The following is a 9241-nucleotide window of genomic DNA, read 5'->3' as shown; positions in this document are numbered from 1 at the left end:
CTGGCTGGCCGGATGCCGACGCCTGCACCGCCGCTACGAGCGAAAGGCCGAACACTTCCTGGCCTTCGTCGGCATAGCCGCAGCCCTCATCAGCTACCGCCGACTCACCAACTGAAACAACGTCTAAAGCCGCGCAGGCCCTGGCACGGCCTGGCCGACGTTGAACTCGCCACCGCGGAATGGGTCGACTGGTTCAACAACCAGCGCCTCCACACAGCGATCGGCGACATCCCGCCCCACGAGCACGAGACCAACCACTACGCTCAACACCAGCCCCAACCGGCGGCTGGAGTCAACGCATAGAGCCTCCACCGATCCCGGAGCGGTTCACACCCCGACCTGCTCGTCTACCGGGAGCTCGTTGAGGAGGCCGTTGACTGCCTCGCAGACGGCAAAGACTCCGCCGCGCAAGCCCTCCTGGGCAATGTCCTTGACTCCTGCATGCGTGAACACGGTCACGACTGGCTGGCAGACCGTTTCACCAACGCCCAGTTCACGGGGACGAGCAGCCACAACAGGCTCAAAGGAGCCCTCGCCGCGTACGACGGCACCAGTCGCATCAGACCCGGGATGTTCACCGCCTACCTGCTGGTCACATCGCTGAAGAACACGTTCGGGCCAGCGCCGAAGCAGGTCACCTTCAACCGGCACCTTGCCGCGCACCATGCCGCCAAAGGCAGTTACCGCAGCGAGTTCGCGTTTGCTGCTGTTCTGAGCGTCCAAGCCCTCTTGAGGCACTTGGACGGCTACTTGTGGGCACGAACCTGAGAGCGATGACATTCGCGTCCGGCCCGGGGCCGCTTCCCGCCCGGCGGGCACCTGAAAAGAAAGTTCGGCCGCTGCTCCCGCCTGGCGGAGCGTGCCGCTGATCGGCCTTTTCTTGCAGGTCACAGCCGTGTGGCGTGGTCTGCATGACAGTGGATATCAGAGTGATCCGGGCCGGTCAGATGTACCGCTACTACCTCCGCGAGACGGTTGTTGGTGACGGCCGACGCCCGGCCCGCACACCGCTGCGCGTCGCCCAGGAGCAAGCCGGGGTCCCGGCCGGGCGCTGGATGGGCCGCGGCCTTGCCGCGCTCGGAATCGCACCGGTCCAGGAGGTCACCGAGGCGCAGCTGCGGAACCTGTTCGGCGAGCGCGGCCGCCACCCGTACGCGGACCAGATCCAGGCCGACCGGCTCGCCCAGGGGGAGTCGGCGAAGAAGGCGTTCAAGGCCGGCGCCCTCGGACGCCGGGTGACGGTCACGGGCGTGGACTTCGTGTTCCGGCCGCAGCCGACGATCTACCTTCTGTGGGCGTTCGGGGATGAGGAGACGCGGCGGGTGATCGAGGCCGCGCACGAGCGGGCGATCGAGCGGGTGCTGGAGTGGATCGAGGACGAGGTCGCGGTGATCCGGTACGGCAAGGACGGCATCTACCGGGTGAGGCCGCCCGGCGGTCTGGTCGCCGCCCGCTTCCGCCACTACGAGGCTCGCTCTGGCCAGCCGTTGCTCCATGACCATCTGCTGCTGAGCGTGAAGGGGCAGCGCCTGGACGGGAAGTGGGGCTCGATCCACACTCTGGCCCTGCACGAGAACACGGTCGCGGCCTCCGCGCTCTACAACGAGCTTGTGGCCGCGGAGGTCTGCGAGGCGCTGGGGCTGGCGACCGAGCCGCGCACCGTTACCCCGGGGCGCCGACCTGTGATGGAGATTGCCGGGGTGCCGCACGAGCTGATCCGCTGGACTGCCCGGCGCAGCGACCAGATCGCCGCCTGCCTGGCCGAGCTGGAGCACGAGTACGTCACCGCCGTCGACGACGACGGCGAGTTGAAGTTCCTGCCCGTGGTCTCGGAGCGGGCCCGCGCCAAGATGAACCAGATCGCCGCCCGCAAGACCCGCCTGCCCAAGCGGAAGGCCCAGCCGCTCGCGCAGCTGCGTGTCTGGTGGAAGGTGAGCGCGATCCTCACCTCCAAGGTCGCCGCCGACGTCATCAACTCCCTCCTCGAGCGCGCCCGCGCCGCGGCCGCCGCGATCCGGGCCCGCGTCGGGGCCGTGGTCGATGTCGCCCTGGCGGCCGTCGACGTCACCGCGACGGTGTTCGTGATGAACGAGGGCGGCCGCTTCCACCGCCGGCACCTGCTCGCCGAAGCCCGCCGTCATCTCGCCCTGGTCCTGCGCGGCCGCCGCCGCGACCCCGGCCTGGACGAGGAGATTGTGGCCGCCGCCATCTCCACCCACTGCCTGGACATCAGCGAGCCGACCACCACGATCGGCCTGCTGTCGGACTACCGCCTCTACACCGCCCGGTGGTCCCTGTCCGACCTCCCCGCCCGCCGCCGACCTCCGATTTCTGCGGCGGGCCCGGACCGGCAACCGCCAGCCGATCCCGGCGACCCCGCCGAGGTGCGGCCGCCGGGCCAGGATGCGAGGGAGTGGGAGATCCCCCGCGTCCCGCTCCAGTACGAGCGCGCCGTCCTCGCCGGCGCGGTGGTGCGCGAGAAGCTGCGCACCGCCACCGCCACCGTTGTGCGGGGCCGGGCGTACGACGTCGTCGCCCACCAGCAGGCGGCGATGCCCGAGCAGCTGCTCGCGCCCGGGCCGGCCGACCCCGAGCACGACGACCGGGAGCCGAAGGCCGGTCGCGGGGAGGCGATCGACATGACGGCGCTGCGGGCCTTGCGGGAGTCCCGCACGGACGTGGAAGCCCTTGATCTCACGGCCGACCGGCTGCGCCGCCTTCAGGACGCGTTCGCGAAGGCGGGCGACGACGCCCGGGCCCGCTCGGACCGCGACACCGCACAGGCCGACGCCGACGCGGTGCGCCCGGTGCGCCCGGACGACCAGCAGGCGCACCGCCCGCAGGAGCCCGGACCGCACCGCGGCCGGGAGGCCGGCCACTGAGTGGACCCGATGGTGCGCACCCGGTGCGGTGGTGCGCACCGACGACGCCCCGCGTCCAGTCCACCGAGTGGAGTCCACCGTCCGGGAGTGGACGCCACCGTGCTCGACATCCACCCCACCGAGTGGAGCCCACCGGGTGGAAGTGGACGCCATCGACGGGAGTGGGCCGCGCATCCACCCGGTGCGTTTCTCCTTGACCTCAGCTCAGGTCAAGGAGAAACGGCACCGCCTCCACCCGGGCCCACTCCACCGCACCGCGTCCACTCGGTGCGCGCCACTCCCGCGCGCCGGCCGCACAGGTGCGCGCACCGCCCACCGAGTGGAGGCGCACCGGATGGACTCGGTGCGCACCACCGCACCGGTGCGCACTCACCCGGTGCGGTGGTGTGGTCAGCGGTGTAGGGCCACCACGTTCTCCACCACCGCACGGGCCCGCGCCACGTGTTCGTCGCGCAGCTCCTGCAGAGTCTGGACGGTGTCGGTCGGGGCGGCGGCGAGGACCTGGCCGACGAAGTGCGCGATGGTGCGGGCGATCCCCGGCGCGGCAGCCGCGGGGGCGTGCGTGGCCCACTCGCGGATCGCCATCAGGGAGATGACGCCGACCTCGTTCAGGGCGAAGGAGTCGGCGCAGGGCTCGGTGTCGTCGGACAGCGCGGTCACGGGGAAGACGACCAGCTCCGCGATGGCCGGCAGCAGTCCCGGCAACTGCTCCACCTCGGGCGCGAGCCGCGCCGTCGTGGCGTCGTCGCCGGTCTCCGCGGCCAGGACGTAGTCGAAGCCGAGCTGGACCAGGTGCGGGGGCAACGAGGGAACGATGGGGGACATGGGCAGCTCTGACGTACGGGCGCCGTGCCGATCACGGCGACGTCCCAGCAGGGTCGGCCCGTCAGCCTGTGGACAGAGGCCAGAGAACTCTCCCCCCGAGCCGAAACCGGCGAATCGGGTCTGCAAGGGTCAAACCGGGCCTCCTTGTCCAGCGTGGTCGGGGCGACCACGAGCCCGACCATGACCCTTTGTCCACCTCTGCTACCGCCCCGACCACGGCCACGTTTCCCCTTGACCACGCCCGCTACCGGCCACGGTCAGACCGCGGACAAGGGGGCCCCTTGCACGCTGCTCCCTCGATCACCGCCCACCAGGGCGGCCGAAGCGAAGGAGCCCCTGCGATGACCACGCACCGACCACCGGCAGGCGCCCGGCGCGCCCGCCCCGACCACGGGCCCGACCAGCACCGGGCAAGCCGCCCCGGCCTCCTGCGGTGCGCACTTGGGACGCCACTGTGGAACCCACTTTGGTGCCCGGCACCGAGCCGGACGGAGAAAGCCCAGTTCACCACGCAGATATGGCCGCGCCCCGCGTTGTCACTACCCTCTTCTCTCCTCCTCTCACTGAGCAAGCCCTGGGAAATGGGTGGGGGTGGGGTGTCAGTGGTGGAGGCGATCATCGGGTTCAGGGCGCGACTGGTGCCCTCCGCGGCCGGGCGGGGCCGGCGCCCGGCCGGTGGCCGGACGCGGACGACGGGAGGGCGGGGCTGATGGCGGGGAAGCGTGAGGAGAACCCGGCGGGGTCGTCGAACAACCTGCGCGGCGACGTGCTGCGCGTGCTCGGGGTGCTGAAGGTCGCGACGGTCGAACAGATCCAGCAGATCGCAGCTCCGCACCTGAACTACCGGCACACCGACAAGCCGACGCCCTCGAAGCGGAAGCAGGCCCGCACCGCTGCGCATCTCGGGGCGCTGTCCGATCTGCGCAAGCACAGCCTGGCGGAGAACGGCGGACAGCTCCCGGGCGGGGACAGGCTGCGCAACCTCACCCCGATGGGATTGAAGGCCGCCGCTCGCGAGCTGGGACGGCCGGTCGGGGAGATGGGCGACCCCGCCCGCGGTGCGGGCCGCACTGGCGCCTCCCACCCGATGACGGTCAACGAGGCCGTGCTCGCCCTGCTGCGCCCGAAGCCAGACCTGTCCCAGCTCGCCAGCGAGCCGGCCGACGTCCGCGCCGCCGCGCAGGCCGCCGTCGACGCGCCCGCCGGGTTGGGCACCATCGCCTCCTACGCGACCGAGGTGGCGCTGCCCGCGACCGGTACCTGGTCCAACCCCGGCAAGGGCGGCACCCAGGCGGACATCGTCATCACCGCGCCCGAGGACGGGGTGCCGCTGCTGTTCGTGGAGATCGACAACTGCTTCGAGTCCGCGCCGGTCCTCGCCGCGAAGATCGACAAGTACATGCGGTTCTGCCAGCGGAAGGTGAAGGACGTCGACGGCAAGAAGCGGCCGATGTGGCGCACCCGCTGGTGGGTGCCCGACGGCCGCCGCGGCGACCAGCCGCACCCGCCGCTGCTGCTCGTCTTCAACCGGATCGGCCCGCGCAACCCCAACACCATCATCGCGCAGCTGGCCGAACTGACAGAGCGGCACTGGAAGGGCACCTGGTACGAGGACGGCTTCCACATGTACGACGGCAAGCTGCCCATCGTGGTCACCGGCATGAAGCAGCTCAAAGAGCACGGCCCGGCCGGAGCCGTCTTCCGGCGCCTCGGCCGACCGCATAACCAGACCCTCCTCGAGGCGATCGGCAATCCGCGCCGCGAAGCCCACGACGCCCGCAAGCAGGCCGAGTACGCCGCCCGCCAGCGGGAGCACCAGGAGGAGCTGCGCCGCATCGTCGCACAGCACAAGGCCGAGCGGGAGGCCAGCCGCCCCGTGTGCGCCGGCTGCGGCAACCGGTTCACCGACGAACGGTGGAAGGCCATCGAGCCCGCCGGGTGGGGCACTCCACGCGACACCCATCCGCACCTGTGCGACGGCTGCAAGCAGCGCGCCATCACCGCCGAACGCCAAGCCGAGCAGGCCGGGCCCGAGCACCAGGAGCACGACCAGGCCGTCCCCGAGCAGAGGACCGAGGGCGGCTGGCTCTCGCGCTTCCGGCCCGGGGCCGGGTGACAACCACTGCGTGCCGTTCGTTCACCACACATGCCTGATGAACTGCCGTCGCCCGAAGAGATCGAAGCCGCTCGCACGCCCGCCGGCGGCTGGAAGCGTGACCAACTCGCCGCCTGGGGCGTCCAGTGGCCCCCGCCCAAGGGCTGGAAGGACGAACTGACCAGGCGCTGGAAGGACGCACAGCAGGGCGGCTGACCCGACGACAACGGGGCCGGACAGGATTACCCTGCCCGGCCCCGCGGCTCGTCCACGCCCCGCTACGCCCACCGCATCCCGATCGCGGACAGCAGCTCCACCCGCTCCGGGGACAACGTCGCGGCCCGGCTGCGCTGGTTCCCGATCCACGCACCGAGCCGGAGCTCCCGCTCCTGCTGGTCCTCGCCGACGACGATCCGTTCGACGTGCTTCCTCGGTACCCGCAGGTGCCCCTCGCGCTCGAAGAACTGCCGGGCGGCCTCGTAGTTCAGCGCCCACTTGTCGGCCTGCGTACGGCGCGGCGGCGGCTTCTCGTCCTCGGCCGCAGGTTCGATCCCGAGGACCTGCTCGCACATCCACTGCTGCACGGTCGTCAGGTTGTCCCATCCGAGCCGGACCGAGCGCACCCACCGCCCGAGGTCCTCGCCCTGGTGCACGACGTCACCGGGCTCGGTCGGCAGCTCGCCACCGGCCTCCAGGTGCATGCGGGTGAGGTGGAAGGCACGCTGCCACTCCACCGGCCAGCTCGGGCACCACGACGGGTCGATGTCCTCCAGCTGCTCGCGCCGCTCCGCCGACATGGCTCCGGCCGACGACTCCACCGGCAGACCCTCGGCACGCCGCTGCTCGATCTCCTGCGCCTTCCGAGCGGCGGCCCTGGCGTTCTTCAGCCAGATGCCCACCTTGTAGCCCTGGAAGGTGGCGTCCAGCGGAGCCAGCAGGTGCCCGTGCTCCTCGGCCCACCCCCGCGCCGCCGCGAGACCTTCCTCCCACGCGACGTCGAAGTGCGACCACACCATGCCCAGCTTCTCCAGCTGCTCGATGCGGCCCTCGTCCATGTCGCCGCGGGCGTAGAAGCGGCGAGCGTCGGCGATCCACTGCCCGAGCGGGAAGTTCGCGAGCGAGGCCGGCCACCCCTCGGCCTCGACCGCCTGGTCCTCCCCGCCGGGCACCCGGTAGGTGAAGGGCACCTTCAGGTCGCCGTGATCGCGGGCGTAGATGACGGCGGCCTCGATGCCGCGCCGCCAGTGCTCGTGCTCGGGGTTGAGGACCCGCAGGTTGATGAACGCCGCCAGCTGCGCCGGGTCGCGGGGGGTACTGAACTTCAGCAGCTTCCGCGCCGGGGCCGACGGGCCGCCGGGCCCGTTCCCCTCGCCCCGGCTCTCCTGGCCCTGTGCGCCCTTCTGGACGGGCTTGTAGGCGCTGGGAGCTTGCTGTTGCGCCAACTGCTCCACCACCCGGGCGTCGTGCGCCCTGAGCGCCTCCAGCAGCTTCGCCAACCCACCGAACGCCCTGGAGGTCAACATGTTGTCCGCCGTCTCGCCGGGCCCGAGCAGCACCGGCACGACCAGGCTGGCCACCTTGCCCTCGCCCGGGTGCATCCGCAGCGCGCGGCCCACGGCCTGGACGAGGTCAGGCATCGAGCCGCGGACGTCGGCCCAGTAGACGGAGTCACACTCCCGGGTGTCCACGCCCTCCCCGAGCACCTTCACCGAGCCCAGGAAGCCCTTCTCCACCACCGTGCCGTCCGTGGCGATGCCGTCGGCGAACTCGCCCAGCACCCGGCGCCGGTGGCCCGGCTTGTGGTCGCCGCACAGCCAGTCCGCCCAGATCGTGCGCGGGTACAGCTCGGGGTCGGCGGCGTGCAGCCGCTGGGCGACGTCGGGCAGGCCGGCCGCGAACGCCTCGGCCTCGCGGACCTGGTGGTGGAAGACGAGCGTCCGGCGGAAGCCTTCCTCGGCCGACGCCTTGAGTAGCGCCGTCTGGAGGGCTGCGAGCCGGGCCCCGCGGACCTCGTCCGAGCGGCCCTCGGCGCCCAGGAGCTGGGCGGCCTGGAGCTGGGTGTCGGTGATGTCCACGCACACCACCTGGTAGGGGGCACAGATTCCCCGGTCGATCGCCTCCGACAGGGTCAGGGTGAACGCCCTGCTGCCGAAGGGGCCCTCGGGGTCGTCTTCCATGCTCGCTACCAGCTCGCCCGGGGCTCCCGCGGCGTCCTCGTCCAGCTGCCACAGGCGGGGCGTGGCGGTCATGTAGAGGCGGCGCAGGGACGGGATGCGGGTGTTGTCGTGGACGACCGCCCACGGCTTCCCGATCCGGCCCGACGTCCGGTGCGCCTCATCGACCACGATCAGGTCCCAGCCCGGAAGGCCGGCCTGGTGCGCGCGCTCCAGTGTGCCGAGCCCGAGGGAGGCGTACGTGGCGAACACGGTGACCTTGTCGAACGGTCGCACCCAGTCGACCAGCTCGTCCACGTCCGTGGTGTTGGGGAAGGTCACGTCCTCGCCCCGCAGGGACGAGACCCCGATCATCGGGCCCGTACGGCCGGCCACGCGCCACGCGGCCTCGGTCTGGGTGAGCAGGTCCAGCGAGGGGACGAGCACCAGCACCCGGCCCGCACGGAGCTTCTCCGCGCTGCGGGCCGCGACCCGGGTCTTGCCGGACCCGGTCGCCATGATCACCTGAGTCCGAAGACCCCTCTCGGGCACAAGCGATCTTGCAGGCAATTCCAGGGCACGGACAACCGCGTCAATGGCTTCCTGCTGCGCCGCCTCACGCTGATCGGCTCGGCTTGTGGTCGACATATCCGTCTGCCTTCTCCTGGGCTCTCGGTGGGGCTGGAAACGGGAAACCTGCACGTAAATGGCGTGTGATCAGCTACGGTGAACCTCACCGGAACCCGGTCACAGCCTCGATCCAGTAGCGGAGGAGCGTGATCGAGAACCGATCCAGACTCCTCAGTGGCGGTGCTGTCTGAGTCCAGAGTCTATCTCGTGCTTCAAAGTGAAGCAGTCAGAACGCAGAAAGTCCCTCGAATGTGGCTGAATTCTGTTACTGTTGCCTTATGGGCACCCCGGAAAGCAGCCTGACGATCGGTCAATTCAGCCCGGTAGCCCCCTGGTTCGGCCTCTCACTCTTTCGACTGTCCGTCACCCCTCCGCTCCTTGCTGCTGCTTCGGGCCGTAGGCCCGTGGGTGGGCCGCGCGGAGCGTGGCACGCCTGGTGACGGGACGTCACCGGTCGGCTGGAGCGCAGCGGAGGCCACGGGTCGGCCGGAGGCCGGCCGCGCCTCGCAACGCGAGGCGCCTGCCCTGCGGTTGGCGGGGCGCGCGCAGCGCGTGCCGCCTGGCGGTGAGCGGAGCGAACCGCTCCCGCTCACGCGGAGCGGGAGCGGCCGGGGCGCGCAGCGCCCCGGCTCGCTGCTCCCGGCGAAGCCGGGAGG

Annotated in this window: 7 protein-coding genes and 1 pseudogene; 6 read left to right on the top strand and 2 right to left on the bottom strand. The window is 71.3% G+C overall.

Translation table 11 applies throughout. The annotated features are described in order from the left end of the window. From MTQ10_RS23440 to mobF, 4 genes and pseudogenes are all read left to right on the top strand, one after another. Positions 1-115, top strand: a pseudogene (locus MTQ10_RS23440) (IS5/IS1182 family transposase); the annotation flags it as partial. Continuing rightward, entirely contained in the window at positions 112-303 is a 192-nt protein-coding gene (locus MTQ10_RS23435) for an integrase core domain-containing protein (protein WP_374117675.1), read from the top strand. The pseudogene MTQ10_RS23440 and the gene MTQ10_RS23435, both read left to right, overlap by 4 nt. A 138-nt stretch (positions 304-441) precedes the next feature. Continuing rightward, complete coding sequence (locus tag MTQ10_RS23430; protein ID WP_247472087.1) at positions 442-768, top strand: hypothetical protein; 327 nt, start codon at positions 442-444, stop codon at positions 766-768. A gap of 143 nt (positions 769-911) precedes the next feature. Further along, on the top strand, positions 912-2882 hold the full coding sequence (gene mobF, locus MTQ10_RS23425) for a MobF family relaxase (RefSeq protein WP_247472086.1): 1971 nt from the start codon (positions 912-914) through the stop codon (positions 2880-2882). Between the two features lie 390 nt (positions 2883-3272). Here the strand turns inward: mobF and MTQ10_RS23420 are convergent, their stop codons facing one another. After that, complete coding sequence (locus MTQ10_RS23420) at positions 3273-3686, bottom strand: hypothetical protein (protein WP_247472085.1); 414 nt, start codon at positions 3684-3686, stop codon at positions 3273-3275. A 730-nt stretch (positions 3687-4416) separates the two neighbouring features. On the opposite strand from MTQ10_RS23420, the gene MTQ10_RS23415 reads away from it, so the two are divergent. Both MTQ10_RS23415 and MTQ10_RS23410 read left to right on the top strand, forming a co-directional pair. Beyond that, positions 4417-5823 carry a replication-relaxation family protein gene (locus MTQ10_RS23415; protein WP_247472084.1) on the top strand — a complete coding sequence of 469 codons (1407 nt, stop codon included), beginning with the start codon at positions 4417-4419 and terminating at the stop codon, positions 5821-5823. Positions 5824-5853: 30 nt separating this feature from the next. After that, positions 5854-6018 (top strand): hypothetical protein, encoded by a 165-nt coding sequence (locus MTQ10_RS23410; protein ID WP_247472083.1) that lies wholly within the window; start codon positions 5854-5856, stop codon positions 6016-6018. A gap of 62 nt (positions 6019-6080) precedes the next feature. Here MTQ10_RS23410 and MTQ10_RS23405 read toward each other — a convergent pair whose 3' ends face one another. Further along, positions 6081-8603 (bottom strand): DEAD/DEAH box helicase, encoded by a 2523-nt coding sequence (locus MTQ10_RS23405; protein ID WP_247472082.1) that lies wholly within the window; start codon positions 8601-8603, stop codon positions 6081-6083. Positions 8604-9241 lie beyond the last annotated feature (638 nt).

Source organism: Streptomyces sp. XM83C (assembly GCF_023072675.1).
Classification (GTDB): Bacteria; Actinomycetota; Actinomycetes; order Streptomycetales; family Streptomycetaceae; genus Streptomyces; species Streptomyces thermocoprophilus.
Note: the sequence above shows the minus strand (reverse complement) of the source record. Positions and strands in the feature narration are given on the sequence as shown.